At 37.8% G+C, this 26,285-nt stretch carries 23 protein-coding genes and 4 tRNA genes; 16 read left to right on the forward strand and 11 right to left on the reverse strand.

Going from position 1 to position 26,285, the window contains the following annotated elements; translation table 11 throughout:
- Positions 1-31 precede the first annotated feature (31 nt).
- The 4 genes from rutB to rutD all read right to left on the reverse strand — a co-directional run bounded on the left by rutB (position 32) and on the right by rutD (position 3,649).
- A complete protein-coding gene (gene rutB, locus MKL33_RS18435; RefSeq protein WP_017400255.1) occupies positions 32-784 on the reverse strand; it encodes a pyrimidine utilization protein B in 753 nt (250 codons plus the stop codon).
- Complete coding sequence (gene rutA / locus MKL33_RS18440; RefSeq protein ID WP_270907499.1) at positions 781-1,899, reverse strand: pyrimidine utilization protein A; 1,119 nt, start codon at positions 1,897-1,899, stop codon at positions 781-783. Before rutA ends, rutB begins: the two co-directional genes overlap by 4 nt.
- A 359-nt stretch (positions 1,900-2,258) precedes the next feature.
- On the reverse strand, positions 2,259-2,846 hold the full coding sequence (locus MKL33_RS18445; protein ID WP_032005458.1) for a malonic semialdehyde reductase: 588 nt from the start codon (positions 2,844-2,846) through the stop codon (positions 2,259-2,261).
- A complete protein-coding gene (rutD, locus tag MKL33_RS18450; RefSeq protein ID WP_017400252.1) occupies positions 2,843-3,649 on the reverse strand; it encodes a pyrimidine utilization protein D in 807 nt (268 codons plus the stop codon). Before rutD ends, MKL33_RS18445 begins: the two co-directional genes overlap by 4 nt.
- Before the next feature lie 174 nt (positions 3,650-3,823).
- On the opposite strand from rutD, the gene MKL33_RS18455 reads away from it, so the two are divergent.
- From MKL33_RS18455 to MKL33_RS18465, 3 genes are all read left to right on the forward strand, one after another.
- Entirely contained in the window at positions 3,824-4,180 is a 357-nt protein-coding gene (locus tag MKL33_RS18455) for a DUF488 domain-containing protein (protein ID WP_017400251.1), read from the forward strand.
- A 91-nt stretch (positions 4,181-4,271) separates the two neighbouring features.
- Complete coding sequence (locus MKL33_RS18460; protein ID WP_002116259.1) at positions 4,272-4,616, forward strand: zinc ribbon domain-containing protein YjdM; 345 nt, start codon at positions 4,272-4,274, stop codon at positions 4,614-4,616.
- A 211-nt stretch (positions 4,617-4,827) separates the two neighbouring features.
- Positions 4,828-5,169 (forward strand): YegP family protein, encoded by a 342-nt coding sequence (locus MKL33_RS18465; RefSeq protein WP_005064346.1) that lies wholly within the window; start codon positions 4,828-4,830, stop codon positions 5,167-5,169.
- Between the two features lie 52 nt (positions 5,170-5,221).
- On the opposite strand, the gene MKL33_RS18470 is transcribed toward MKL33_RS18465, so the two are convergent.
- From MKL33_RS18470 to MKL33_RS18485, 4 genes are all read right to left on the reverse strand, one after another.
- The gene (locus tag MKL33_RS18470) at positions 5,222-6,937 is read right to left on the reverse strand and encodes a proline--tRNA ligase (protein WP_039762977.1); all 1,716 of its coding nucleotides are present in this window, start codon (positions 6,935-6,937) and stop codon (positions 5,222-5,224) included.
- 58 nt (positions 6,938-6,995) lie between these two features.
- Complete coding sequence (locus tag MKL33_RS18475; RefSeq protein WP_270907500.1) at positions 6,996-10,094, reverse strand: efflux RND transporter permease subunit; 3,099 nt, start codon at positions 10,092-10,094, stop codon at positions 6,996-6,998.
- Between the two features lie 15 nt (positions 10,095-10,109).
- Positions 10,110-11,219 (reverse strand): efflux RND transporter periplasmic adaptor subunit, encoded by a 1,110-nt coding sequence (locus tag MKL33_RS18480; protein ID WP_270907504.1) that lies wholly within the window; start codon positions 11,217-11,219, stop codon positions 10,110-10,112.
- A 68-nt stretch (positions 11,220-11,287) separates the two neighbouring features.
- A complete protein-coding gene (locus tag MKL33_RS18485) occupies positions 11,288-11,926 on the reverse strand; it encodes a hypothetical protein (protein ID WP_213071362.1) in 639 nt (212 codons plus the stop codon).
- A gap of 284 nt (positions 11,927-12,210) precedes the next feature.
- On the opposite strand from MKL33_RS18485, the gene pilG reads away from it, so the two are divergent.
- The 7 genes from pilG to MKL33_RS18520 all read left to right on the forward strand — a co-directional run bounded on the left by pilG (position 12,211) and on the right by MKL33_RS18520 (position 22,027).
- Positions 12,211-12,594 carry a twitching motility response regulator PilG gene (pilG, locus tag MKL33_RS18490; protein ID WP_000389061.1) on the forward strand — a complete coding sequence of 128 codons (384 nt, stop codon included), beginning with the start codon at positions 12,211-12,213 and terminating at the stop codon, positions 12,592-12,594.
- 22 nt (positions 12,595-12,616) lie between these two features.
- Entirely contained in the window at positions 12,617-12,979 is a 363-nt protein-coding gene (locus tag MKL33_RS18495) for a response regulator (RefSeq protein ID WP_002116220.1), read from the forward strand.
- A 60-nt stretch (positions 12,980-13,039) separates the two neighbouring features.
- Complete coding sequence (locus MKL33_RS18500; RefSeq protein ID WP_002116439.1) at positions 13,040-13,576, forward strand: chemotaxis protein CheW; 537 nt, start codon at positions 13,040-13,042, stop codon at positions 13,574-13,576.
- A 42-nt stretch (positions 13,577-13,618) separates the two neighbouring features.
- Positions 13,619-15,697: a methyl-accepting chemotaxis protein gene (locus MKL33_RS18505; RefSeq protein WP_161282947.1), complete on the forward strand. Its 2,079-nt coding sequence runs from the start codon at positions 13,619-13,621 to the stop codon at positions 15,695-15,697.
- A gap of 147 nt (positions 15,698-15,844) precedes the next feature.
- Positions 15,845-20,350: a hybrid sensor histidine kinase/response regulator gene (locus MKL33_RS18510; protein ID WP_270907501.1), complete on the forward strand. Its 4,506-nt coding sequence runs from the start codon at positions 15,845-15,847 to the stop codon at positions 20,348-20,350.
- Positions 20,350-20,817, forward strand: coding sequence for a hypothetical protein (locus MKL33_RS18515; RefSeq protein ID WP_069036169.1), 468 nt, complete (start codon positions 20,350-20,352; stop codon positions 20,815-20,817). The genes MKL33_RS18510 and MKL33_RS18515 overlap by 1 nt, the downstream gene beginning before the upstream one ends.
- A gap of 301 nt (positions 20,818-21,118) precedes the next feature.
- A complete protein-coding gene (locus MKL33_RS18520; RefSeq protein ID WP_270907502.1) occupies positions 21,119-22,027 on the forward strand; it encodes an alpha/beta fold hydrolase in 909 nt (302 codons plus the stop codon).
- 107 nt (positions 22,028-22,134) lie between these two features.
- Here MKL33_RS18520 and dapE read toward each other — a convergent pair whose 3' ends face one another.
- The 3 genes from dapE to MKL33_RS18535 all read right to left on the reverse strand — a co-directional run bounded on the left by dapE (position 22,135) and on the right by MKL33_RS18535 (position 24,545).
- Positions 22,135-23,271: a succinyl-diaminopimelate desuccinylase gene (dapE, locus tag MKL33_RS18525; RefSeq protein ID WP_005072799.1), complete on the reverse strand. Its 1,137-nt coding sequence runs from the start codon at positions 23,269-23,271 to the stop codon at positions 22,135-22,137.
- Between the two features lie 125 nt (positions 23,272-23,396).
- On the reverse strand, positions 23,397-23,540 hold the full coding sequence (locus MKL33_RS18530; protein ID WP_014207555.1) for an entericidin A/B family lipoprotein: 144 nt from the start codon (positions 23,538-23,540) through the stop codon (positions 23,397-23,399).
- A 123-nt stretch (positions 23,541-23,663) separates the two neighbouring features.
- Positions 23,664-24,545 carry a DUF1853 family protein gene (locus tag MKL33_RS18535; RefSeq protein WP_119684662.1) on the reverse strand — a complete coding sequence of 294 codons (882 nt, stop codon included), beginning with the start codon at positions 24,543-24,545 and terminating at the stop codon, positions 23,664-23,666.
- Positions 24,546-24,648: 103 nt separating this feature from the next.
- On the opposite strand from MKL33_RS18535, the gene MKL33_RS18540 reads away from it, so the two are divergent.
- The 6 genes from MKL33_RS18540 (at position 24,649) to MKL33_RS18565 (ending at position 26,283) form a co-directional block, all read left to right on the forward strand.
- Positions 24,649-25,017: a YbaN family protein gene (locus tag MKL33_RS18540; protein ID WP_068557409.1), complete on the forward strand. Its 369-nt coding sequence runs from the start codon at positions 24,649-24,651 to the stop codon at positions 25,015-25,017.
- A 90-nt stretch (positions 25,018-25,107) separates the two neighbouring features.
- Positions 25,108-25,611, forward strand: a complete 504-nt coding sequence (gene elsL / locus MKL33_RS18545) for a cell wall-recycling L,D-carboxypeptidase ElsL (protein ID WP_270907503.1) — start codon at positions 25,108-25,110, stop codon at positions 25,609-25,611.
- A 206-nt stretch (positions 25,612-25,817) separates the two neighbouring features.
- Positions 25,818-25,893: transfer RNA gene (locus tag MKL33_RS18550), tRNA-Val, on the forward strand.
- A gap of 24 nt (positions 25,894-25,917) precedes the next feature.
- Positions 25,918-25,994 (forward strand) — tRNA-Asp (locus MKL33_RS18555).
- 47 nt (positions 25,995-26,041) lie between these two features.
- Positions 26,042-26,118: transfer RNA gene (locus MKL33_RS18560), tRNA-Asp, on the forward strand.
- Positions 26,119-26,207: 89 nt separating this feature from the next.
- Positions 26,208-26,283, forward strand: a tRNA-Val gene (locus tag MKL33_RS18565).
- The last annotated feature ends 2 nt before the right edge of the window (positions 26,284-26,285 follow it).

Consider the following 26,285-nt stretch of genomic DNA (forward strand, 5'->3'; position numbering starts at 1 on the left):
CAAAAATTTTAGATAAAATTAAATGTATGAATTAGGCAGATTGCTGTAGCAATGTTGATGCCGAACTAAAGGTTTCAATAAAACTATTGGTGTCAGATACCCAGCCAAAAAAAGTTTTAATGTTATATAGGGCTGCGTCATGAGCCTCTTGAGGTCCGGCTTGATAGCAAGCATCTTTAAGTGCAACACCGAAATATTCCAAAAAGAAACCATCACGTAAGGTCGACTCGACACAGACATTCGTGGCAATGCCTACAAAGACCAAATTACGAATGCCACGAGCACGTAAAATGCTGTCGAGCGCTGTGTTAAAGAAACCGCTATAACGTGGCTTTTCAATAATGATGTCTTGTGGAAGAGGTTGTAACTCATCAATTAAAGCAAAGTCCCAACCGCCTTTAGATAAAAGTTGGCCTTGTAATTCGGGGCGTTTACGCATGGTTTTTAAAGCATTGGATTTATGAAAATTTGGTGAGCCTAGACCACCAGCTTCGACGTAGTTTTTATCCCAGCCATTTTGAAAATAGATGACCTGAATCCCTGCACTGTGTGCAGCATCAATCGCCTTTTTAATATTTTCGACTACGGGTTTAGTCTTGGAGACATCAAAACCTGCTAAATCTAAATACCCACCTAAAGAGGTGTAGGCATTTTGCATATCAATGACAATAAGCGCAGTTTGTTCTGCTGCTAATTGAATATGTTCAGGTTCGGCTTTCAACACTTTGCCTGTACCAATCTGTGCCGTGAATTCTGCACATACAATATTAGACATTTCATTCATGCACTTTTCTCCAAAACAGTTGGTTCGGCTTGCTCTGTCAGTTCGGTAACGACACTTTCACGACATTTCATGAGCGGTTGAATGCGTTGACCAAAATCTTCTATGCCTTGTAAAAAGTCATCAAAGGTCAACAAAATTCCCTCTGTCCCTTTAATCTCGGAAATTTGATCGAGCATTTTTGCGACATTTTTAAAAGAGCCAACAATGGTGCCCATATTGATATTGACGGGAGAAACGCTAGAAGCCATGTGGCGAATATTGGTGTCAGTGCCAGACACTTTATCTTTTGCACCTTGGTCTTGTAGCCAACGAATAGCTTCCATGTCCGCACCGTCGTTATAGTGTTGCCACTTCTGCATTGCAGCTTCATCTGTTTCGGCAGCAATTACCATAAACAACACATAGGTCTGTACATTGCGTCCAGTTTTGTCAGTTTGAGCTTTTAAGCGATCATTAATTTCGGCATAGGCTGTCGGTGTGTTTAAACCTTTTCCGAAAACAAAGTTGTAGTCAGCATATTTTGCGGAAAAAGCTAAACCAGCATCAGACTGTCCTGCACAGATAATTTTCATATCAGCTTGAGGCTGTGGTTTGACCTGACAATCATTCATCTGGAAGAACTCGCCTTTTAGGTCTGACTTCCCAGTTGCCCAAAGTTCACGCAAAACTTCGACATACTCAGATAAGTAGTCATAGCGCTTAGCAAAATATTCATCGCCAGGCCACATACCCATTTGGGAATATTCAGGCATTTGCCATCCAGTCACGACGTTTAATCCAAAGCGACCGTTGGAAATCGAATCTATGGTCGATGCCATACGTGCCACAATTGCAGGAGGCATGACTAGTGTTGCAGCGGTTGCATAAATTTGGATTTTACTGGTGACAGCAGCGAGACCTGCCATGAGGGTAAATGTTTCAAGGTTATAGTCCCAAAACTCAGTTTTTCCGCCAAAACCACGCAACTTAATCATGGAAAGGGCAAAGTCAAAACCGTAGTGTTCAGCACGTTGTACAATTTGTTTGTTTAACTCAAAGGTAGGTTTATATTGCGGTGCATTTTCTGAAAGCAGCCAGCCATTATTTCCAATTGGACAAAAAACGCCGATCTTCATCTTGATTCCCCATCGTGAGTTTAGGAAGTCGAACTGAAAGCTATAAACGATATAATTTTCAGTATTTGTTTGTATTTTTAATAATGCATAGCGCGTGCCAACTTTAATATTTATATATTTATCAATGTATTGAGTTTATTGTTTGGTATAATTTTTATCAAATGGTAAAAAATAATGCGATTATGCACCAAGGAGGAACTAACTTGCTTCATTGTGCATCATTTGATCAATTTTACTTTTGGAGTGTGTATTACATCCAATTTTATAAAACAGCAGAACAAAAAAAGGCGACATTGAAGTCGCCGTGTAGGACTAAAGTATTTCTCTTTTGAGATTGAAGAGGGTGTTATGGACTTAACTCATTCCACTCGACAAGCCTCTTCAAAATTTAAACGAGGAAGGCGTGTATAAACTTTCTGAGGGTCGCCATAGCCGATGTTAATGATGAGATTAATATGATGATTTGTCCCTGCAAAAAATAGCTCATCAACTTGTTTCGCATCAAAACCAGACATTGGACCCGTATCTAAACCTAAACTACGGCATGCCATAATTAAATATGCAGCTTGCAATGAACTATTACGAAAGGCAGTTTCATGTGCTACGGCATCACTTGATGTAAACCATGATTTTGCATCGGCATACGGAAATAGTTCTGGCAGTTTGTCATAAAATCTTGCATCGGTTGCAACCAAAACAGTGACAGGAGCTGTTATCGTCTTTTCTACATTGCCAGACGACAATGCTGGCTTGAGTTTTTGTTTAGCTTCAGGTGTTGTTAAAAATACAAAACGAGCAGGACTACAGTTGGCAGAAGTCGGTGCCATTTTGACCAGATCATAAATTTGTTGAATTTGCTCGGGGCTGACGGCTTTATCTAACCACGTGCTGTGGGTTCTAGCTTCTAAAAAGAGTTGATCTAACATATTTAATGTTTTTGCATTCATGATAAGGCCTTAATGCTATGGAAAAATTGAATGAAAGTTTGATTTAGTTGTTGAGATTCGGTCACTGTGGAAGCATGGGCACCAGAGGGTAAAATGCAGAGTTGACCATGACCAAGTTTGGTAAAAAGATCTTGTGATTTATGTGCTGGAACTAAAAAATCATCTTGATTGGCAACGATATGAATTGCAGTGTCTTGCAATGCTTGTAAGTGCTCTGCTTGTAATTGAAAGCGCATCAATGCTTTGAGTCGTGCAAATACATTTGTCTTGGGCGGAAAACCTTGGAGCTGAATATCTTCGGTACTTTTAATGTGGCTATGATTCTGAGAAATCCATGCTGGAGGATACAAAAATAATGCCTGTGCACGTACATAGGCTTCAGCACCCGCAGAGGCTAACAATGCGATACGGGCATCAAAACATTTTTGCGTATGAGCATCTAGCTCATCCCACGCATTAATCAGTGTCAGGCTGAGCATGGTAATTGAGCTAGATTTTAGTTGCTTTGCGAGTTCCATTCCGATGATGCCACCCAAAGCATGCCCGATCATATGAAACTCATGAATTTGAAGATGTTCTAATAAGTGTAGTACTTGATTTGCCATGTCACACATATGGTAGTGTGCAGGTAATAAAGCACTGTCTTGGTGACAGCCTTCTTGGTCATAAGTCACGATGTTGAAATGCGTACTCAACGATTCAAGTTGTGGGCTCCAAAAACTAGCATGACCACCTAAGCCAGATGAGAAAATCAAATAAGGGGCGTCTTTTTGAGATGAACACGGATAAATATAATATTTCATTTTTTACCATTTGATAAAATAATGAAAAATTCAAAAGCAATTTATATGCCTGAATTAATCAGTAATGGCAAATTGAGGCAATATTTAGCGCAAAAGATTTAGATTGTAGAGGAAGGCAAATCAATGTGATGATTAAGCCAATGATATTTAGATTAAGCTGAGTAGGTGTCAGAAATGGATATACATATTAAAAGAATTTATGAAAAGGCCGACCCTAGTGACGGTAAGCGAATTTTGGTTGACCGCCTATGGAGCAGGGGAATTAGTAAGGAAAATGCTCATTTGGATTTATGGCTAAAAGAAATAGCACCCTCGACAGAACTTAGAAAATGGTTTCATGCTGCAACGCCTGATCATTGGCAAGAGTTTAAACAACGCTATTTAAAAGAGCTTGAGACCAATCCAGCAGTTGAGGAGCTACAACACATCGCAGCAAAACATACAGTTACGCTTTTATATTCAGCAAAAGATGTTGAAAATAACCATGCAATTATTTTGAAAGAATATTTATTAAGTAAAAACTTAAAATAAATATATAAATTTTTTTTTGGTAAAAGTCTCTTATTTAAAACTTTAAAAAATGAGTCATATCTCGCATAATATACTTTTTGAGATTTTTTTCATGTCTTTGCCAAACTGCCCAAAATGCCAATCAGAATATACTTACCAAGATGGCGACTTATTGATTTGTCCTGAATGTTCACATGAGTGGAAAGAAGGAGAAGCATCAGCAACTGAAGAACAAGAAATTATTAAAGATGCAAATGGAAATGTCTTGGCAGACGGTGATAGCGTCACTGTAATTAAAGACTTAAAAATTAAAGGCTCTTCTTCAGTCGTTAAAGTAGGGACAAAGGTAAAAACGATTCGTTTAGTTCCAGATGCAAGTGATGGCCACAATATTGATTGCAAAATTGATGGTATTGGTCAGATGAAACTTAAATCTGAATTTGTAAAAAAAGCTTAAACTGTTAATTATTATTACATTTCAGCAGAGATATATGTCTATATCTCTGCTTTTTAAATTCCTAACATCATTATAATTTCATTACGAAAAAGTATAAAAAATGGGCTGTTCAAGGGATATTTACGCCTTTATATTGTCATTAATAACAAATAACTTTCGTCCAGAATAATAACGAAAGTCATACCCACACCAACAAAAAAATGAGGTTTTTATGGCAGGATGGTACGAAATTTCACAAGCGAGTGATGGACAATATCGCTTTATCTTAAAGGCAGGAAATGGTGAGCCTATTTTAAATAGCGAGCTATATAAGGCAAAAGCCTCTGCTGTAAATGGTATTGAGTCAATTCAGAAAAACAGTGGTGATGACGCCCGATATGAGCGTTTAACTGCAAAGAATGGGAAACCTTATTTCAATTTAAAAGCTGCAAATCATCAAATTATTGGCACGAGTCAGTTCTATGCGAGTGAAGCTTCACGAGATAAAGGAATTGAGTCGGTTAAAAACAATGGTTCATCAACGACTGTTAAGGACTTAACGGTTCAGGCATAAAATTGAGTTTAAAAAAGCAGCTTCGAAAAGCTGCTTTTTATTTATGTATTTATTAACGCGCTAACTTAGCTAAAAGCTCTTCTTTAGTTAAATTGCTCGCTTCAGCATCGCGGCGGCCTTTATATTCAAAAGTACCAGCATCAAGACCTTTTTCACCAATCACAATACGGTGTGGAATACCCATTAACTCAAGGTCAGAGAATTTAACGCCTGGGCGTTCGTTACGATCGTCAAGTAACACATCAAAACCTTGAGCTTGAAGTTCTGCATAAAGAGACTCTGCTGCTTCAAGAGTACGTGGTGATTTGTGCGCATTCATTGGAACAATTGCAATTTCAAAAGGTGCAATGGCTTGAGGCCAGATAATACCTTTGTCATCGTAGTTTTGTTCAATTGCAGCTGCAACAACACGTGTTACACCAATACCGTAGCATCCCATAGTTACTGTAAATGGTTTGCCATCTTCACCTAGAACTTTACAGCCTAAAGCTTCAGAGTATTTAGTACCTAGCTGGAAAATATGGCCTACTTCGATACCACGTTTAATTTGTAGTGTGCCTTTGCCATCTGGAGATGGATCGCCTTCAACCACATTACGTAAGTCAAAAATTTCGCTAATTTGCGCATCACGTTCCCAGTTTACGCCAACCGCATGTTTGTCAGCTTCATTTGCACCAGCAACGAAGTCTGAAAGAACAGATGCAGCACGGTCAACAATTACAGTTAAGCCTTTTTCAACTAAACCTTGTGGACCTGTAAAGCCAGCAGTTAAACCAAATGCTTGAAGTTGTTCTTCAGTTGCAAAAGTAAGAGGTGCAGCAACTAAAGGATGTTTCTCAGCTTTAATCTCATTAAGTTCGTGGTCACCACGTACAAATAGAGCAACGACAGGAACATTACCTTTTTCATCAGCAACGCCTTGAACCAATAATGCTTTAACAGATTGCTTTGGATCAGCATTTAAGAATTGGCAAACATCATCAATCGTTTTTTGGTTTGGCGTTTCAACCAATTTAAATTCTTGTGTCGGTGCTGCACGTTCACCCACTAAAACAGCCTCAGCCATTTCAACGTTTGCTGCATAATCAGATTCAGTTGAAAATGCGATGTCATCTTCACCACTAGCAGCCAATACGTGGAATTCGTGTGAAGCTGAACCACCAATAGAGCCTGTATCTGCTTGTACTGGGCGGAAATCTAAACCTAAACGAGTGAAAATACGGCTATATGTGTCATACATCACATCATAAGTTTCTTGTAATGATTCTTGAGTTGCATGGAAAGAATAAGCATCTTTCATGATGAACTCACGTGAACGCATTACACCAAAACGTGGACGGATTTCATCACGGAATTTAGTTTGAATTTGATAGAAATTTACAGGAAGCTGCTTATAACTTTTTAATTCGTTACGCGCCATATCTGTAATAACTTCTTCATGCGTTGGCCCAAGTACAAATGGGTTCGTATGACGATCTTTAAAACGTAATAACTCAGGGCCATATTGTTCATATCGACCTGATTCTTCCCAAAGACTTGCAGGTTGAGTCACGGGCATGAATACTTCCATTGCGCCTGAACGGTTCATTTCTTCACGAACAATCGCATCTACTTTTTTAAGCACACGTGTTCCCATCGGCAGCCATGTATATAAACCAGATGCCAATTTACGAATCATCCCCGCACGTAACATGAGCTGGTGTGAAATCACTTCAGCATCATTTGGGGTTTCTCTCAACGTTGCAAATAAAAAGCGGCTTGCGCGCATGGAAAAAGTCCTAAAAGTTAAGCGTTATAAAAACGCAGATTATACGATAATCGCTGCATTATGACATGAATCGTCGTGTTTGACGCAGCATAAAGTTTTTCAAGTCATCCAGATAAGTGAAAATGACGGGTACAACCACAAGAGTCAACAGAGTAGAGGTTATCACACCACCAATAACCGCATGAGCCATTGGTGCGCTTTGCTCACCGCCTTCGCCGAGACCTAAAGCTAAGGGAACCATCCCCATCACCATAGCACTTGTGGTCATCAAAATTGGACGTAAACGGGTCTTACCAGCTTGTAAAATAGCGTCATAACGGCTCACACCCTGATCCATCGCTTTCTTAATAAAATCGATCAGCAAAATCGCATTTTTAGTGACAAGCCCCATCAGCATGATAATACCAATAATCGAAAACAGATTTAGAGTGCTTTGGAACAGGAATAAGGCAAGAAAAACACCAATCAATGACAAAGGTAAAGACGCCATAATTGCTGCGGGATGAATAAAGCTATTGAACTGAGAACCTAACACGATATAAATAAATACAATCGATAGGGTAATGGCAGTTAATGCGTATCCAGCAGATTCAGCCATGTCTGCATTTGCCCCTTGCGTATCAAATGTATAACCTGCAGGTAGTTTAAACGCCTTTTGCATTTTATCGATATCTTGACCAATATCTCCGCTCGGGCGACCAGAGGTATTTGCCTCAATAAGAACCTCACGTTCAAGGTCACGTCTGTTAATTTGCGAAGCCCCAAGTTTTTCTTCGGTCGTTGCGACGGCACTCAATGGAACTAATATATTTTGTCCAGCTGCATTGGTTTTATTAGAGTTGATATATAAATTTTGTACATCTTGCGGAAGCATACGTTTATTTTCATTTAAACGTAAATTCACATCATAAGTTTCGCCGTCGCGGTCTTCCCAAGTGGTGACATTATCGCCCGCAATTAATGGTCGAATGGCATTCGCAATTTGGGAAACAGATAAGCCCAAATCACTTGCCAGCACGCGATTAATATGAACACCTAAAGTCGGTTTAGGCTCTTTCAATGAACTTTCTAAATCAACTACGCCTTTAATTTTTTCCATTTCAGCGATAAAACGATCTGAAATTTTTTGTAGTTCATTTAGGTCGGATCCTTTAATAGAAATCATGATTGGCTTTTGTCCGCCAGAGACAGAGTCTTGTGCTGCGGCAACAGAAGTTACCCGAATACCCGCTACAGTTTGCAAACGTTCACGAAACTGATTATTGAGTGTATTAAGATCTGAGCTACGTTCTTGTTTCGGTTTTAAGGTCACCCCTAAACCAGCATGATTTTTACCAGAGTCTACTTCACTGTTAACCACGCCATAAGTAGAAACGACATCGGGGAATTGTCTAATAATTTGATTGACCTGATGTAATTTGGCTTGGGTATATTCTAAAGAAGAATCTACAGGAGTCTCGAACTGGATACGGACTTCACCTTTATCTGGTGTAGGTACAAATTCGGTTCCGATGAGTTTAGATAGTCCTAATGCAGCAAATAAAGAAGCGATTGCAACAATGACTGTAATGAAACGGAAGCGTAGAGCAAGCTTTAATAGCTTTTCATAAACATGAGTAAGCCGATCTAACAAATTAGAAATATGGTTAAAAAAACGTTGTAGCCAATTATCTTTTTTCTTTACAGGATCTTTCCAATGAGCTGAAAGCATTGGATCGAGCGTAAAGCTAATAAACATTGAAATTAAAACAGCCGTACTGACCGTTACACCAAATTGATAAAAGAAGCGTCCAATCAGACCACCCATAAAGGCTACGGGTAGAAAGACTGCCACAATAGTAAGCGTGGTTGCGAGTACAGCTAAACCAATTTCTTTTGTCCCTTCAAGAGCCGCGGTCACATGGTCTTTGCCCAGTTCAGTATGTCGGACGATATTTTCCCGAACTACAATTGCATCATCAATGAGTAAACCAATACTGAGTGACAAAGCTAACAGCGTCATCATGTTAATGCTAAACCCAAATGTCCAGATAAAAGTTAAGGTTCCGAGCAAGGTAATCGGTAAGGTTAGACCAGTAATAACTGTAGAGCGGAAAGAGCCTAAAAAGAGTAAAACAATGAGAACTGCTAAAGCAGCACCTTCAATAATGGTTCGAACAACATCTTTGATTGAAGCGCGAATACCTTTAGAGCTATCAGCTACGACTTTGTAATCTAAACCCGCAGGCATTTGATCTTTTAATTTCTCTAACGTTTGATAAGTCTGATCGACGACTTTAATTACATTGGCATCGGAACTTTTTAAGATATCGACTGAGACCGCAGTTCTTCCATTATAAAAGGCACTCGATTGTAGTTCGGCTTGTGTGTCCTCAACAGTTGCCACTTGCTTTAAAAAAATGGGTGAACCATTTTTATTGGCAATGACTAAATCACCAAATGCAAGGGGATGAATAACTTTTGATTGAATCTGTACAACCAGTTCAGAATTTTTTTGCTGTAAGGTCCCTGCAGGCACTTCAATATTTTCATTTTTTAAGGTGTTAATGACCTGATCAATACCAATGCCGTAGCTTTGCAATTGTGCAGGAATAACCTTTATTCGTATTTGCCGTTTAGCGTCGCCCAATAAATTCACATTACCGACACCCGAAACCGTTTTAAGCTGAGGTACGATTTTTTTATCTACATACGAACTTAATTGCGCCAAACTCATGCTATTTGATTCAAATACGACTGACATGATTGGGCTAGAAGAGGGGTCATAGCGTTGCACAATCGGTGTATCAATTTCATCACGGAACTGCGCTGTGACGGGTGCAATTTTGTCACGAACATCTTGTGCTGCAATCGCCGAAGAAGTATCAAGATTAAACTCGGCAATCACCATTGAAAGGCCTTCACTTGAGCGTGAAGTAATTTGTTTAATTCCTGAAATTGTATTGATTTGATCTTCAAGTTTTTTTGTTATATCTGACTCCACAGCCTCAGGTGACGCACCCGCATATTGTGTGGTGACTACTACGAATGGGAAATCTATATTTGGAAACTCTTCGACAGTCATACGTTTCCAAGAGGCCAACCCGAGTACCATTAAGCTGAGCATCATCATAATGGTAAAAACGGGGTATTTCACACTGATTCGAGTAAACCACATACGCTATTTGCTACCTTATTTATTTTTGTCGGTTGTAACCGTCACTTTTTTATTAATGTCGGAATCTTCAAATTGAATACGGCTGACCAGATCTGTGCTTTGTAAACCTTCGACTAAAGCAATATTGTCGTTATAACGCTGTTCAACCACCCGAATTTTAACTTTTTGAATGGTGTGATTGCGTATCACCCACACAAAAGGGTCATGTTGTATATTTTGAATGCTGTCTAAAGGAATAGTTTGGCCTTGATGAGTGTCATTGCGCAAAATGTTTCCATTAATGAAAGCTCCAATACTTAACGAGTCAATTTTTTCTTTTGGAGCAGCAAAGAACTCAATTTGTCGACTATCTTGATCGGCAACAGGTGAAATGCGAGTAAGCGTTGCATTTAGTTGTTTAGAATTGCCCTGAATTTGATATTGAATGTTACTACCGATCTTAAGCGCAGATTGCTGTTCAATTGGCAACTTGGCCTGTATTTCAAGTTGATCAGGATTTACGATTTCAAATAGTGTTTGTCCAACTGAAACAGTTTGGCCAGGTTCAACTTGGCGTTTAGTAATCACACCTGAAATTGGACTAGTAATAATTCCGTCTTGATCCGCTTTTTTAGCAATATCAACATTGGCTTGTTGTGCTTTTACACTTTCAAGCTGGCCTTTATAGTCAACCTGACTTTGTTCAAACTCGACACGAGCAATAAAACCTTGATTAAATAATCTTTGTTTTCGGTTCATCAAATTACGAGCAAGTTCAGCTTGTGACTGAGCTGATGCAAGGTTAGCTCGTGCTTGTGCTAATCGTGCAACATTGTCCTGATTATTCAATCTCACCAGAACTTGGCCTTTTTGTACCTGTTGACCCACATTTGCAGTGACATTCGTCGCTGTTGCACTCACTTGTGCCTGAATGGAACTTTGCTGAACCGCTCGAATAGTTCCTGTAAATGCACTTTGAGAGTCAAGAGCTCCTTCTTTAACAGCAATAAGGTCTTGAGGAATAAGCTCAATTTTTACAGGAGCTGAGGCTGAGGTTTGAGTTGTTTCTTGCTGATTACATGCAGCTAAAATTAAACATAAACTAATAATACTCAGTTTAAAAAAAGTAGAAGGGGTGAGATGCATTGTGTGCATACAGCATCATCCTATAATTCAAATTTTATTTTGCCCCTATTCTTGATAAACCTTTGCAGTTATTCAAGCTTTTTTAAACGATCGATAATATTTTCATACTCATTGTTGGTTCGGTTATAGGTCTTGGAAAGTGTTTCAAGTGTTTGTTTAACCCGATTAATATTATTTAGATTGTTTTCAATCAAAGCCTTATGACGCTCAGGAATCGGTTCTCCTTTTCTGAAATACTCCATTTCCTGACGCTTAAATAAAATTTTGTCTTGTTGTAATTGATTAAGTTGTTCCTGTTGATAATTAATTTGCTTTTTTATAGACACTAATGCCTGATCTCTTTTAATCGAAGCTGTCTTACTATTGCTATAAGCTTTTTTTAATTTGATATCTTGTTCTTTATGTCGCGCTAGTAATGCTCGTTGACTTGATTGATTTAAATCAGCTTCAGCATTATAAGAATGGTTTCTTTTTATCACTTGCATATTACGATCTAGAGCTTCATAACCATAACGAATATGAGCAGGTGTAACCGATGTACTAATATTGGCAATACCATGTTGATCATAATAACGGTACCAAACCGCTTTAGGCGTATCGGCAAGAGCAACACCAGAGGGTAAGAAAAAGAGTGATCCGAAGGAAATAATGCCTATAGATACAGACAAACAGTTCCTGTAAAAGGCATATTTCATCCTGTCATTCATTGAAAATCCCCAAAAAAGATAGCTAAGTCGCTTATTTTTAAATATTTAATCTTCATTATATTAATTATTATTTAGCTGAATAAAAATATAGTCATTATAAAAAAAATGATAATTTTAATTAAAGTGTGATGAGGTTAAAAGTTATTGTTTATAAATGAGAAAGTAGACAAAAATGCCTCATTGAAAATAGAAGGTGAGATATGTTAAAAATGCGTATAAATGTGTAAAAACAAATTTAAGTTAAATTGCATTTATATTTTATTTTTATGGGGATGGAAGATTAAATGGAAGATGCATTCCAAAATCTGAAAGTAATGGTGATTGATGACTCAAAAACCATTCGCCGTACAGCAGAAACCTTATTACAGCGTGAAGGCTGTGAAGTGATTACTGCTGTGGATGGATTTGAAGCTTTGTCCAAAATTGCAGAAGCAAATCCGGATATTGTTTTTGTCGATATCATGATGCCTCGTTTAGATGGTTATCAAACTTGTGCTTTGATAAAAAACTCTCAAAATTATCAGAATATTCCCGTTATCATGCTCTCTAGTAAAGATGGTTTATTTGATCAGGCAAAAGGGCGTGTGGTAGGTTCAGATGAATACTTGACGAAACCTTTTAGCAAAGATGAATTGTTAAACGCGATTCGTAATCATGTAAGTTCATAAACAATAATTTGAGGGCAAAAAAATGGCACGTATTCTCATTGTAGATGATTCACCAACAGAAACTTTCCGTTTTAAAGAGATCCTAACCAAACATGGTTATGACGTGCTTGAAGCATCAAATGGTGCAGATGGTGTAACTCTTGCAAAAGCAGAGCAACCAGATCTTGTATTGATGGATGTTGTAATGCCGGGTGTAAATGGTTTTCAGGCAACACGTCAGATTACTCGTGATGAAGACACTAAGCATATCCCTGTTGTTATTGTGAGTACTAAAGATCAGGCAACTGACCGTGTATGGGGCAAGCGTCAAGGTGCAATCGATTATTTGATTAAGCCAATCGAAGAAAATCAATTGATTGATGTAATTAAACAATTTCTAAATTAACTCATCCATCCATAAAAACATAAATAACGGGCATTTTGTACCCGTTTTATAGGATCGAGTATGGCAGCGAATGGATTTATTGAGTTACTTCGTTTGTCTAAACGGGGTAATAAGAATTACGCTTCAGTTCAAAATGAAGCACAGCGATGGTCAGGAATTGCTTTTGAAATGAGAGGGCAATACTTCGTCGCACCACTTGGGGAAGTGTCAGAAGTAATCTATCCACCAAAATATACACCAGTTCCAAATACCCAAAGTTGGGTAAAGGGATTGGCAAATATTCGAGGAAGACTACTTTCAGTGTCTGATTTGGCGCATTTTATTTTAGGGCAACGAAGTTCATTTTCGTCAACTCAAAAAGTATTGTGTATTAGCCATCGCGACCAGTATGTGGGGTTGGTCGTGGATCAGGTTTTGGGGATTCAGCACTTTAATAAAAAAAGCTTTTTTTCTCAAAGCTTAGACTTAGAGGAAAATCTAAAAGAATATTGCCAAGGTTATTTTCATCAACATAACCAGCATTGGCATGTCTTTTTATTTAGTCGTTTATTGCAAAACCCACATTACATGAATGCATCGACAAAATTTATAAACTAATTTTTACGCTGTGAAAACAGAGTATTTTTCTGGGGAAAAGCTATGGGCTTTAAGCTTAAAAAGAAAGGCAGTAGTCGAGTTGCGTCCGAAAAATCGGGTGTCAATTTTATTGCAACAATCCAGTCAAAAATTGAGCAATTTGCCAGTTTATTTGGGGAAAGTGAAAAGTCCAAGCCAATCCTATATGCAGCACTTTTATGTTTTGTGCTTGCATTAGTTTCTCTAGCCTATTTGTTCTATAACGTTCCACGTCATAACCAGTTAATTCGAAGTCTCGGTGAGTTACGTTTGTTATCTCAAACGATTTCTAAACAAGCAACTGAAGCAACTGAGTCTGGCTCTCAAGAGGCAATCACCAAGCTACAGCAGTCTCAAAAAGGCTTTAATGAAAACTTACTTGAGATTGAAAATATTCACGGTAAGTCGACTGATGAATATCAAAAAGTTCAAGTTATGTGGACTGAACTTTCAAAAAACATCGATTTGATTTCAGCACATCAAAAAGTCCTTAACCAGCTATATGACACCAACATCTCTATTAGCGAAACCGTTCCTGAGATTCAGGCAGAATATAACTTGATGGTTGACCAAATGGCGCGTCAAGGTTTGCCAAGTAGTCAGGTAATTATTGCTAAAAACCAGGTGTTTATTGCCGAACGTATTTTACGTTCTATTAACTCGGTATTAAGTGGTACTGATGGTAATGTATCGACTAGCGATTTTGGTGTAGACATTGATACGTTTGGTACGTATTTAAATGCTGAACTTAATGGTAATGCTGAATTGGGTGTTGATCGTATTGCTGATCCGGCTTTACGTGAATCATTAGAAAGTATTAAATCTGAATATGACAAAGTCTTAAAATCTGCTGCTGCCACGGTATTAAAAAATGGTAACCAGATTGTCAATGTTCGTCAGGCATCTTCTCAGATCTTCTCTAAATCAGATGTGATGTTAGATAACTTGGGGCATTTATCTGATGTAGCAAGAAAGAACTGGCTTACTTTATTGTTAGGTGCGGTGCTAATCAGTTCTTTAGCAGGCTTAATCTTCTCTGTATTTAAATTGATCACATTACGTAGTGTGATGGATAAGCAACGTGTTACTCGATTACAAGACGAATATGACCGTAACCAAAACGCGATTTTACGTTTACTTGATGAAATCGCCGATCTTGCAGATGGTGACTTACGTTCATATGCAACTGTATCTGAGGATTTTACGGGAGCGATTGCCGACTCGATTAACTTTGCGATTGACCAATTACGTGACCTTGTATCCCGCATTCATGAAACCTCTCAAGAAGTTGCTCGCTATACACAAGATACGCAGAGTATTACGAACCAATTAGCAGAGGCGTCTGAGCATCAGGCTCAAGAAATTGCTGGTGCATCAACAGCAATGAATGAAATGGCGCAATCGATTGACCAAGTATCTTCAAATGCATCTGAGTCTGCTGAGGTAGCTGAGCGTTCGGTACAAATTGCCTCTAATGGTGCGCAAGTGGTAAACCGTTCAATTGAAGGTATGGACACAATCCGTGAACAGATTCAAGAAACATCTAAACGTATTAAGCGATTGGGTGAGTCTTCACAAGAAATTGGTAACATCGTATCGCTCATTAACGATATTGCCGACCAAACTAACATTCTTGCATTAAACGCAGCAATTCAAGCATCTATGGCTGGTGAAGCAGGTCGTGGTTTCGCCGTAGTTGCTGACGAAGTACAGCGTCTTGCAGAGCGTTCTGCATCGGCAACTAAACAGATCGAAACTCTGGTTAAAACAATTCAGACCGATACAAATGAAGCTGTTATTTCGATGGAACAAACCACCACTGAAGTTGTGCGTGGTGCAAACTTGGCAAAAGACGCGGGTATTGCCTTGGATGAAATTCAAAAAGTATCGGGTGACTTGGCAAACTTAATTGCCAGCATTTCTGATGCAGCAAAACTTCAATCTGCATCTGCCAGCCACATTGCTACTACCATGACAGTCGTGCAAGAAATTACTTCACAAACGACCACTGCAACTTTCGATACAGCGCGCTCTGTTTCTGAATTAGCAAACATGGCCGAGTCATTACGTGAATCGGTAACGGACTTTAAATTACCTGATTAAATTGGGGATGAGAATAGCTGTTTCAGTACCGCTATTCTTCTAAAAAGTATTAACAACACCAGATAAATATTGGGGAAACAGCTATTTTTCTGGTGTTGACTCTGTCGTTTTTCTCCATTTGGGAGACAAGCAAAAGAAGCCTTTGCTATGAAAGAAATATTAAAAACTTTAACTGAAGCAATGATGCTACCGGAAGATAGCTACTCTCAACAAGACGATGAATTTCTTGAAATATTTGTCGAAGAAATTGAAGAAATTTTTGTTGAATTACAATCTTTGATTCACGAATGGATGCAATCTGAAAATATTGCTACGCTTACTGAAATCCGCCGTCATTTTCATACATTGAAAGGTTCTGGGCGAATGATTGGTGCCAAATCTTCTGCTGAGCTTGCTTGGACTGTAGAAGATACGCTTAATCGGGTAATTAATCAGAGTCTCGAATTAATTCCTAACATCCAACAATATGTTCAGTTGGTATTTAAGTTCTATTTCTTTAAGTTAGTAGATGACTTCAAATCTAAAAAAAATCATACCCTAGACTTTAGGCCCCTAATTTTATTGGGACAACAACTACAGCAACAGCAAAGTATAGAACCCGCGTTAGACGAACTTTTATTATTATCAGATATTCTTACTGCTGAAACTCAAACTGGTTTAGAAACAAATGACTTAGAACCAGAATCTACAGAAGTTTTAACTATTTTGACTCCAGAAGTTGCTATAGAAACTGAACAGACTCTTGCTGAAACCTTAATTTTATTTATGGAAGAAGCAGAAGAGCACTTAGCGACAATTGATCAGTTTTTGGAAAAAGAAATACATCAGCATGAAAGTTATAATGCTTTAATACGTGCGTTACATACATTACGTGGCAGCTCTGCCATGGCTCATGTAGAACCAATCTTTGAAGCCAGTACCAAAGTTGAGCATTTATTTAAAATACTATTACAAGAAGAGCTTTCTTCTCACTCTGAAGAAATTTCATTACTCCGTGATTATCGTCAGTTTATTCGAAATAGTTTAGATCTATTGGCTGCACATTGCTCTACTGAGCAATTGGAATCTGATTTACAGAAATTTAATCAGGTTTGGGATACTTACATGGAGCAGCATGGAGAGCATTCAAGCCCACTCATGCCGCCACATGGTTTAGTGTCTCAGCTATTACAGCTAGATGTTGCTGAATTACTTGATGCGGAATTAGACTTTGAGAAGGGAATACGTACAGAGTTTCCTCATTATCTTGAACGTTTAAGTGAACAAGCAGATGTTTTGCTGCAACATACTCAGTCGCAGGCAATGATTGGTTTATATGAATATACTAACCAGTTGAAAGAAAGCTACGACATATTGCTTGATCGACCTGATTTATTGCAATCAGATTATATTTTTGAAATTTATCAAAAAGCGCACCAACAATTAATTCAGTTATTTGATGCATTAGCTGCGGGACAAAGAGTAAGTATCATTGAGCAACACCAAAATGTCTTGGATGAGCTAAAACTATATACTCAATATATTCCAAATCTTAATTCCGAATCATTAGAAACTCATCAAGACGTTTTTGAACCATTGTTTAATGCTGAAGTTGAACAAACGGCGAATGAACCTCTGATAGAAAATGTATTCACTGATCAGGTCACCATAGGGCAGAGTGTACAACTAGATCGACAATTCATTTCATCTGAGCATGTAAACCGTCATTTTGATCCAGATCTTTTAGATATTTTTCTTGAAGAAGCCGATGAGTTGCTTGAGGGAATGGATACAGATCTTAATCTTTGGGTTGATGATCAAGAAAACTTTGCCGCTCTCAATAATCTGATGCGTTATTTGCATACCTTAAAAGGTGGGGCAAATATGATTCAGGCAACTTATATTGGTTTAATTGCACATGAGTTAGAAAGTATTTATGAGCGTTTAATTCAAAAACAGTTGATAGCTTCGTCTGCTCTCATTGATTTTATTCGACTAGTTCAAGATGACTTGGCTGACCGTCTTCAAATAGTGCGTGAACAGCACCTAGATTATGCTGCTTCTCATACTATTCAAGCACTTAAAAATGCAGGTCAGGTATTTGATTCTCATATTAAAGAGAGCAAAACAGAACCTGAAACGTATGTTATACCTGAATTAAATTTTGAAGTATTACAACAAGAAGCGATAAATAATACGGCGTTAAACCTCAGTGAGTTAACTTCTGGTTCTGAGCAGATTGCTAAGTCTAATAATCAACTTGTTGAGCAAACCGAATTACAAGTTCTTTATGCTGATCACAATCATACAGAGAATATCCCAGATCAAGATATTAATACTGTTGTCGAGCAGACGTTTATGGAGGAAGCGGCCGAACTATTAGAAATGGCCGATCATCTATTAAAACAATGGTTCGAGCAACGTACTAACCGTAGTATCTTGCTTCAACTACAAAGGGCAGTGCACAGCTTGAAAGGCGGTTCCCGTATGCTGGGACTTGAAACCGTGCAAGCGATTGCTTATCAACTTGAGAATGCTTTTGAACAATTTGCGCTTCATCATTTCAGCTCAAATATTTATGACAACTTATTAGAGAGTGCAATTGTCTGGTTAAAAGAGGCAATTTTTAAACAAAATTATCAACACTTCGATGGTTTACAACAAAGTCTGGAAAATATCCAGTTCATTGAAACAGCAATTCAAATTCCTAGTAAGTTAACTAGAACTGATCTATTCAGCACGGAACCTGTAATGAGTTTTGTGCAAGGTGACGGTACAGAACCACCGCCAATGATGAGTGATTGGGAACAAGCACAACGCCTTGATCAAAATAATGAGATGATTCGAGTCTCGGCAGATTTAATTGAAAAAATGATTGATCTGTCTGGTGAAAATTCGATTAACCGTTCGCGAATTGAAATGGATTTAAGCCAATTTGGTCATACCTTAGCGGAAATGGAATTGGCTATTCAGCGACTTGCAGATCAGTTGCGTCGAATGGAAGGCGAATTAGAAACCCAAATTATTGCAAAACACGGTATTGAGAACTCACGTTATACGGAATTTGATCCTTTAGAGATGGACCAATATTCTTCATTAAATCAGTTATCAAAGTCTCTTGCCGAGTCTGCATCGGATTTAGTAGATTTTAAAAATACATTATCTGAAAAGATCAGAGACACTGAAGGTTTATTGGTACAGCAATCACGTATTCAGGCTGAAATTCAAGAAGGTCTTATGCGAACACGCTTAGTACCATTTTCTCGATTGTTGCCTCGTCTGCAAAGAATTGTGAGGCAGACTTCTACCGCGTTAAATCGACCAGCAGAGCTTTTCGTTAATAATACAGAAGGCGAGCTGGACCGGACAATGTTAGAACGTTTGGTTACGCCACTTGAGCACATGCTTAGAAATGCAATTGACCATGGACTAGAAGACCGTGCGCAACGTGAGCAAGCGCAGAAACCAGAAACGGGACGTATTGAACTCAATATTCATCGTCAAGGTACAGATGTTGTAGTTACATTTAAGGATGATGGGCAAGGTATTGATATCGAGAAGGTTCGTCAAAAGGCCTTAATGTCTGGTTTGATTAATCCAGAGCAAGTATTAGAACATCAAGATATTTTACAGCTGATTTTCCATCCTGGTTTAAGTACAGCCGATCAAGTCACTCAGATCTCAGGTCGTGGTGTAGGGCTGGATGTCGTGCAAAGTGATATTAAGGCCTTAGGTGGCCATGTGAGTGTCGACTCTGTATATGGGCAGGGAACTGTCTTTACCATACGTGTTCCAACGACAGTAGCTGTTAGTGATGCTTTAATGGTTAAAGTTGCTGATCAGCAATTTGCAATCCCACTGGCTCAGATTGATCGAATTGTACGAGTATCACCAGCATCATTAGAACAATATTTCGGAAGTGCACAAGAGCTCTTTGAATTTGAAAATAAGCGTTATCCATTACGTTATTTATCTGAGTTTGTTGGTAATCAACCAATTCCGCGCTTAAGTGGAATGATGTATTCATTACCAGTATTAATGATTAAGGCAAATAATGGACAAACCGTCGCATTATTAGTTGACCAACTAATTGGCTCACGCGCACAGATTGTAATTAAGCCAATAGGACAACAATTCTCTAGCATTGGTGCGATTGCAGGAGCAACTATTTTAGGTGATGGCCAAGTTTGTCTAATTTTAGATGGACAAAATATTGCTCGCCAAATTCAATCTACTCGCCGACATAAATCGCTTAATGAAACTATCTATAGACAACGCGAGTCTGACGAACGACGTCTTATCATGATTGTAGATGACTCGGTAACTGTACGTAAGGTGACGTCTCGCTTACTTGAACGTCAGGGCTATGATGTAGTCACAGCTAAAGATGGGGTTGACGCCATTGAGCAATTGGAAAATATTAAACCAGATCTCATGTTACTTGATATTGAAATGCCACGAATGGATGGCTTTGAGGTACTTAACCTCGTTCGACATCATGATCTACATCAAGATATGCCAGTGATTATGATTACATCACGAACTGGTGAAAAACACCGTGAACGAGCATTTACTTTAGGTGTTAACCAATACATGGGTAAACCTTTCCAAGAAGAAGACTTACTTCACAATATTGATGCGTTATTCATGACATTTGAAGGGGGACTTGCCTAATGAAAAGTAATATAAGTACATCCTTAATTAATGAAATGGACCAGCAAGAGCTTCAGCATTTAATTACTGTCTCAACTGGTTTTATTGATGCATATATTATTGAATGCTATCAGCAAGTGCCGATGCTATTGCCACAAAATATAGTGTTATCTGCTATGGATGTTAAAAATGGTATCAAGCATATTGAATGGCATGATGTAAAACTCCCTGTTTATTCGGTTCACAACGAAATAGATTCTCGAGCAGTAGCATTAGTCATTGAAAGTGAAGATATTAGTCAACGTTTTGCACTTATGTGTAAATCGATGCCAGTTTCAGTTCGTCTGCGTATTTCGGAAGTTGTAGATGAAAATGAGGATATACAAGAGTCTTTAAAGCACCCAACTGTATTTAAATATGTCCGTATGGACAATCAACGCTACCATGTTCCTAATTTGCAATATATTCAAGATTCTCTTCACCTATAGAATCTATAAAAAAGAAACTCATTTTGAGTTCTTTTTTTTTAAATAGGTAAAATTCTTTTAGAGAATATAAATTTATTTTAAAAATCATTGAAGCTCTTGCTTTATTTATATCGTGAATTTATATTTTATATGTGTTTCAAATGCTAAAATATAAGAAATTACCAATATTTACTTTTAATAAAGTCTCATACTAAATTTTAAAAGGAGATAAATTGAAGTTATAGTTAAAGGATGAGCCTAATTTTATTATATTAATCATAGCAAAATAACCTAAAATAAAATCTTCTATAGCAGAAAATAAATGTCAATTCATAAAGAGCTACATATTTTAAAAACAGATGATCATGGTGAATTTGCTTTATGGGAAATTTCTAAAAGAAATAATTCTCTAATAAAAAAAGAAGCAATTTTCTTATCTCATGGTGCATTTTCGGATAAAACTGTTTGTATAGGCATTGCAGATTATTTGGCAAATCATGGTTATATTTGTTTTATTTTAGAGTGGCGAGGGCATGGTACTAGCCCAAAAACAGATATACCATTTAATTTTGAAACTGTTGCATTATATGAATATAAAACTGCATTTCATTATATTCACCATCATTTTAATATAACCTCCTTGCACTGTGTAATACACAGTGGTGGAGGGCTATGCTTAACCATGTTCTTAATTAATTATCCTGAATATTTAAAAAATATTCAAAGTATTACTTTTGTTGCTTGCCAAGCATTTGGAGCAGTAAATAATTCCTTTGATTTTATTAAATTGTTTTCTGCAAAATTAGTTGTAAAAGGTCTAGGTCAGATTCCTGCTAATAAATTTAAGTTGGGGCGAATAAATGAAACCTATTACACGATGCGTCCATGGTTTAATTGGAACTTAAAGGAAAATTTTATAAGTGAATTTAAATATATAGATTATAAAAAATTTATGAGCTCTATTAGAGTTCCAATATATTCTATTTGCGGGACTGGCGATAAATTTATTGCCCCTGCTAAAGGATGCTATAAATATTTGCAAGCTTTTGAAAATGAAAATAATATATTTCGAGAATTTGGCTATTCCAATAATAACTTAGAAAATTACTCTCATAGTCGAATTGTACTTAGCCAAAATGCTGCTAAAGAAGTCTGGCCAACTATATTGCAATGGATAGATAAGAATTCAAAAGCAGCTTTTAAGCCATTTATATTAAAACTAATTTTCTAGTTTATTGAATATAAATAATCTTTAAAATTTTAAAAGAAAGTACTGATACTTTAAATATAAAAAACGCCCCCAAAAGGGCGCTTTTTCAATTCATTAGATCTTAACTTTTACTTAGCTAATAAATTTTCCAAAATTTGCTCATAAATATCAGTTAGTGGATCAAGGTCTTGTACATCAACATGTTCGTTAATTTGATGAATTGTTGCGTTCAGAACACCTAACTCTAATACCTGTGCGCCTGTTGGAGCAATAAAACGGCCATCAGAAGTACCGCCACTCGTTGAAAGCTCAGTTTCAGTACCCGTTACGTTCAAAATAGCAGTTTGCGCTGCATTAACGAGTTCACCCACAGGTGTTAGGAATGGTAAACCAGAAAGATTCCAAACGATTTCGTACTGTAAACCGTGTTTATCTAAAATCTCATGCACACGTTGTTTAAGTTGTTCTGCTGTTACTTCTGTTGAATAACGGAAGTTAAAAGTAACTTCTAGTGCACCAGGAATGACATTTGTTGCGCCAGTGCCAGCATGAATATTTGAAATCTGAAATGATGTTGCTGGGAAATATTCATTTCCATTATCCCAAACAGTTTGGCACAGTTCTGCTAAAGCTGGTGATGCTTCATGAATTGGATTACGCGCCAAATGTGGGTAAGCCACATGACCTTGCTTACCTTGAACTTTTAATACGGCATTAAGTGAACCACGACGACCATTTTTAACAATATCACCCAATTTATGAGTACTAGAAGGTTCGCCTACCAAACACCATGTCATCTTTTCGTTACGTTTTTCAAGAGTCTCAATCACTTTAACCGTACCGTTAATAGCAGGTCCTTCTTCATCAGAAGTAATTAGAAAAGCAATCGAACCCTTGTGATCAGGATGTTTTGCGACAAAACGTTCAGATGCAACGACCATAGCTGCAAGTGCTGTTTTCATATCGGCCGAACCACGACCATATAATTTTCCATCGCGAATTTCAGGTACAAATGGATCTGAATTCCATGCTTCTAACTTACCTGTCGGAACTACGTCAGTATGACCGGCAAAACAAAATACAGGTTCTTCAGTTCCGCGACGCGCCCAAAGATTGTCAACTTCACCAAAACGCATTGGTTCAATATGAAAACCAATTTTGGCTAAACGGTCTGCCATGATGGTTTGGCATGTATGATCAATAGGAGTAACAGAAGGTTGTTGTAACAGTTCTAAGCTAAGCGAGAGAGTGTCTGAATGGTTCATACCGAAAATTGCGTGCTGATCAGGTGAAATATAGTCCGATATAATAGGCGAATCTCTAGATGATGGGTACGTAAAAATAAAAAAACCTTATCGAATGATAAGGTTTTTGAAGTAACAACTCTAACTTACATTTTATCTTGTGTTTTTTCAGCAGTATTTGTTACAGCATCACCTGCTTTAGAAACATCTTGCCCAAAACCTTTAAACGTATTACACCCTGTTAAAATAACAGCAACCATTACAGACGCAGCTAAAACTTTTTTCATCATTTTCTCCGTTTAAATTTAATAATGAAGTAAATTTAGATTAAAAAACAAACGGAAAAAGAAACATGACTGTTTAATAGTAAAAACGTTATAAAATGTTTCTAGAAGCTTAAAACTTATTGTTAATTAGCTTAATTTTTGCAGTTGAGGCTTGATGTTTAAGTACGGAGGATGTCTAAACATATAAAACAAAATCTCTTTACTATTTTTACAATATAGACCGTCTGTCCACCAATGTGCTTGATTTGAAGTCTGCTCTTTATTTGGACACAACCATTCATGTCTTTCCAATCGATAAAAAGAAGAATGGGGAATGGTAGTCCCCCAATATCCCAAACGACGCTTTAAATTTATCCAGTCTGGTGGCGACTTTTGAAAATTTAGTTGAAGTGGTAGGTAGAGTTGTCCTTTTAAAACCGCAAAACGTTGTTGAATCTTAAAATTTAATGCCTCAGAAAATTGAAATTGCTTATTTGTAAAATGATAAAGTTTCTTGCTTAAAGTATCTTGACGATTCAATCCAATCCATTGTTCTAAATGTAAGTCTGCCTCGCCCAAATAGTATTTTAACGCGACCTCCCAATGTTCAATTTGTTGGGTTTCTTTATTTAAAATTAAAAAATCTATCTCACCTAAAGTTTTTGCTCCATCAATTTTTTGAATACTATGACCTAATAGTTGGTAAGGATGATAATTATCCTCTTGTAGCCAGAACCAAAGTAAATTCTCAAAGCGTAAACCTAAGCGTGTACTTTTAAGTTGAGATAAAAACTGGATTAAAGGCTCTGGTGACTGATCGAGCTCTTTTAACCGTGGTAAATAATTTTGGAAATGCTCTTCCCATACTTCTGTTGGGTGCAGCTTAAAGTCGTGTTGTATAGAAAAACTTTTTGGTAATTGGCAAAGTAAATTTGGACTAGCAATACAAAAAGCCAGCTGTCGCACTATAGGATGTTGAAATTGAAGCCATGGTTCGAAATAGGAAGTTTTCACTGAGGCAATATTCATATATTTAATACTCGAAGTAATTCATCCTAATTTCATAAGGGATCAACAAACAATATTAGAAAAACACTTTATACTAACGCTAACAGCAGGTTAAGGTTTATATATGCGAACATTGTTCTGGCGCTCTTTGGTCGTGATTTTTATCACGCTAGGCATTATTGGAGCAATTTTACCAGGTATGCCCACAACAGTGTTTTTGATTCTAGCTGCATGGGCAGCTTCGAAAGGATGGCCACAAATGGATGATTGGTTGTTAAACCATCCCAAATACGGCCCAACATTACGTGATTGGCGAGCCAATGGTACAGTACCACGTAAAGCCAAATGTATTGCAAGCATAATGATGGCAATCAGTGGCCTTATAATGCTATTTACTTCAGCACCGCTTTGGGTCAAGGTTTTTACTGATACTACCATGTTCATCGTTGCAGTTTGGTTATGGCTACGCCCTGAGCCAAAATTAAAAGATTGATAATCTTTTAATTTTGGCGCAAGACAAGTTCTTCATATAAATTTTTACTTAAACTCAAGGTATTTGAGTTGATATAAGAGAATAAGTTCAATGTCTCAATTTAAGCTCGAAGAAGCAAATGTCCTCATCGATTTAGCAAATCAAACATTAACTTTGCCTAAACATAATAAGTTTTATGTCATTTCTACTGGAAAGAACGGAATCGGTGAGCAAGAGAATACTGGTAGGACTCCACGTGGATGGCATAGGGTTGCAAAAAAAATTGGTGCACAAGCTCCTCAAAATGCGGTTTTTATTGCACGTAAGCCAACAGGGGAGGTCTATAGCAGTGAACTAGCAGCACAATTCCCTGAACGAGATTGGATATTGTCACGTATTCTTTGGTTAGATGGCTTAGAAGAAGGCTTTAATAAAGGTGATGGCCACGACACCATGCAGCGTTATATCTATATTCATGGCACACCTGATAAAGAACCGATGGGTGTTCCCATGTCACATGGATGTATTCGAATGCGTAATGAAGAAATCATTGAGTTGTTTGATTTAGTCGCTGAAGATGCATTGGTTTATTTGTCTGAGCAATCTTTAACCTAAAATAAGATTTTAAAAATTCTTATTTAATTAGCTGAATGATCAAAATATTAAAATAAGTGCTTAAATAAAATACAAAAAATTGTTTTTTACTTAATAGTGACTTATTTTTAATCATTCATTCGCATTTTTTTGAAAAGTTGTCGAAAAGCGTTTGACACCTGTTAAAGATTCTCTATAATGCACCTCACAAACGATGAAGACGTTAAGGGCGCTTAGCTCAGTTGGTAGAGCGTCTGCCTTACAAGCAGAATGTCGGCGGTTCGATCCCGTCAGCGCCCACCAAGCCTTTACGTTAAGCTCTCAAGTGCAGCGGTAGTTCAGTTGGTTAGAATACCGGCCTGTCACGCCGGGGGTCGCGGGTTCGAGCCCCGTCCGCTGCGCCACTTAAGACTTAACATCGTTTACCCCACAATTGCGATATTGTGAAAGTGCAGCGGTAGTTCAGTTGGTTAGAATACCGGCCTGTCACGCCGGGGGTCGCGGGTTCGAGCCCCGTCCGCTGCGCCACTTTTCAGTTCGGGTTGTGTTTGGAAGATGATTTAAGATGTAAAAATTTTAAATCGAAAAATTAATAATTTATTAGTTTTTTCTTCTTGGGGCGCTTAGCTCAGTTGGTAGAGCGTCTGCCTTACAAGCAGAATGTCGGCGGTTCGATCCCGTCAGCGCCCACCATA

The organism is Acinetobacter sp. AOR43_HL, assembly GCF_027854635.1.
Lineage (GTDB): Bacteria > Pseudomonadota > Gammaproteobacteria > Pseudomonadales > Moraxellaceae > Acinetobacter > Acinetobacter pittii.

What these genes read in the sequence shown, in the direction of transcription:
- pilG (WP_000389061.1), top strand. Translation starts at nt 12,211, where the DNA reads ATGGAAGATGCATTCCAAAATCTGAAAGTAATGGTGATTGATGACTCA.
- MKL33_RS18500 (WP_002116439.1), top strand. Translation starts at nt 13,040, where the DNA reads ATGGCAGCGAATGGATTTATTGAGTTACTTCGTTTGTCTAAACGGGGT.
- MKL33_RS18455 (WP_017400251.1), top strand. Translation starts at nt 3,824, where the DNA reads ATGGATATACATATTAAAAGAATTTATGAAAAGGCCGACCCTAGTGAC.
- MKL33_RS18505 (WP_161282947.1), top strand. Translation starts at nt 13,619, where the DNA reads ATGGGCTTTAAGCTTAAAAAGAAAGGCAGTAGTCGAGTTGCGTCCGAA.
- rutD (WP_017400252.1), bottom strand. Translation starts at nt 3,649, where the DNA reads ATGAAATATTATATTTATCCGTGTTCATCTCAAAAAGACGCCCCTTAT.
- MKL33_RS18510 (WP_270907501.1), top strand. Translation starts at nt 15,845, where the DNA reads ATGAAAGAAATATTAAAAACTTTAACTGAAGCAATGATGCTACCGGAA.
- MKL33_RS18535 (WP_119684662.1), bottom strand. Translation starts at nt 24,545, where the DNA reads ATGAATATTGCCTCAGTGAAAACTTCCTATTTCGAACCATGGCTTCAA.
- MKL33_RS18495 (WP_002116220.1), top strand. Translation starts at nt 12,617, where the DNA reads ATGGCACGTATTCTCATTGTAGATGATTCACCAACAGAAACTTTCCGT.
- MKL33_RS18515 (WP_069036169.1), top strand. Translation starts at nt 20,350, where the DNA reads ATGAAAAGTAATATAAGTACATCCTTAATTAATGAAATGGACCAGCAA.
- MKL33_RS18470 (WP_039762977.1), bottom strand. Translation starts at nt 6,937, where the DNA reads ATGCGCGCAAGCCGCTTTTTATTTGCAACGTTGAGAGAAACCCCAAAT.
- dapE (WP_005072799.1), bottom strand. Translation starts at nt 23,271, where the DNA reads ATGAACCATTCAGACACTCTCTCGCTTAGCTTAGAACTGTTACAACAA.
- MKL33_RS18530 (WP_014207555.1), bottom strand. Translation starts at nt 23,540, where the DNA reads ATGATGAAAAAAGTTTTAGCTGCGTCTGTAATGGTTGCTGTTATTTTA.
- MKL33_RS18540 (WP_068557409.1), top strand. Translation starts at nt 24,649, where the DNA reads ATGCGAACATTGTTCTGGCGCTCTTTGGTCGTGATTTTTATCACGCTA.
- MKL33_RS18460 (WP_002116259.1), top strand. Translation starts at nt 4,272, where the DNA reads ATGTCTTTGCCAAACTGCCCAAAATGCCAATCAGAATATACTTACCAA.
- MKL33_RS18480 (WP_270907504.1), bottom strand. Translation starts at nt 11,219, where the DNA reads ATGCATCTCACCCCTTCTACTTTTTTTAAACTGAGTATTATTAGTTTA.
- rutA (WP_270907499.1), bottom strand. Translation starts at nt 1,899, where the DNA reads ATGAAGATCGGCGTTTTTTGTCCAATTGGAAATAATGGCTGGCTGCTT.
- MKL33_RS18485 (WP_213071362.1), bottom strand. Translation starts at nt 11,926, where the DNA reads ATGAATGACAGGATGAAATATGCCTTTTACAGGAACTGTTTGTCTGTA.
- MKL33_RS18475 (WP_270907500.1), bottom strand. Translation starts at nt 10,094, where the DNA reads ATGTGGTTTACTCGAATCAGTGTGAAATACCCCGTTTTTACCATTATG.
- MKL33_RS18520 (WP_270907502.1), top strand. Translation starts at nt 21,119, where the DNA reads ATGTCAATTCATAAAGAGCTACATATTTTAAAAACAGATGATCATGGT.
- MKL33_RS18445 (WP_032005458.1), bottom strand. Translation starts at nt 2,846, where the DNA reads ATGAATGCAAAAACATTAAATATGTTAGATCAACTCTTTTTAGAAGCT.
- rutB (WP_017400255.1), bottom strand. Translation starts at nt 784, where the DNA reads ATGAATGAAATGTCTAATATTGTATGTGCAGAATTCACGGCACAGATT.
- MKL33_RS18465 (WP_005064346.1), top strand. Translation starts at nt 4,828, where the DNA reads ATGGCAGGATGGTACGAAATTTCACAAGCGAGTGATGGACAATATCGC.
- elsL (WP_270907503.1), top strand. Translation starts at nt 25,108, where the DNA reads ATGTCTCAATTTAAGCTCGAAGAAGCAAATGTCCTCATCGATTTAGCA.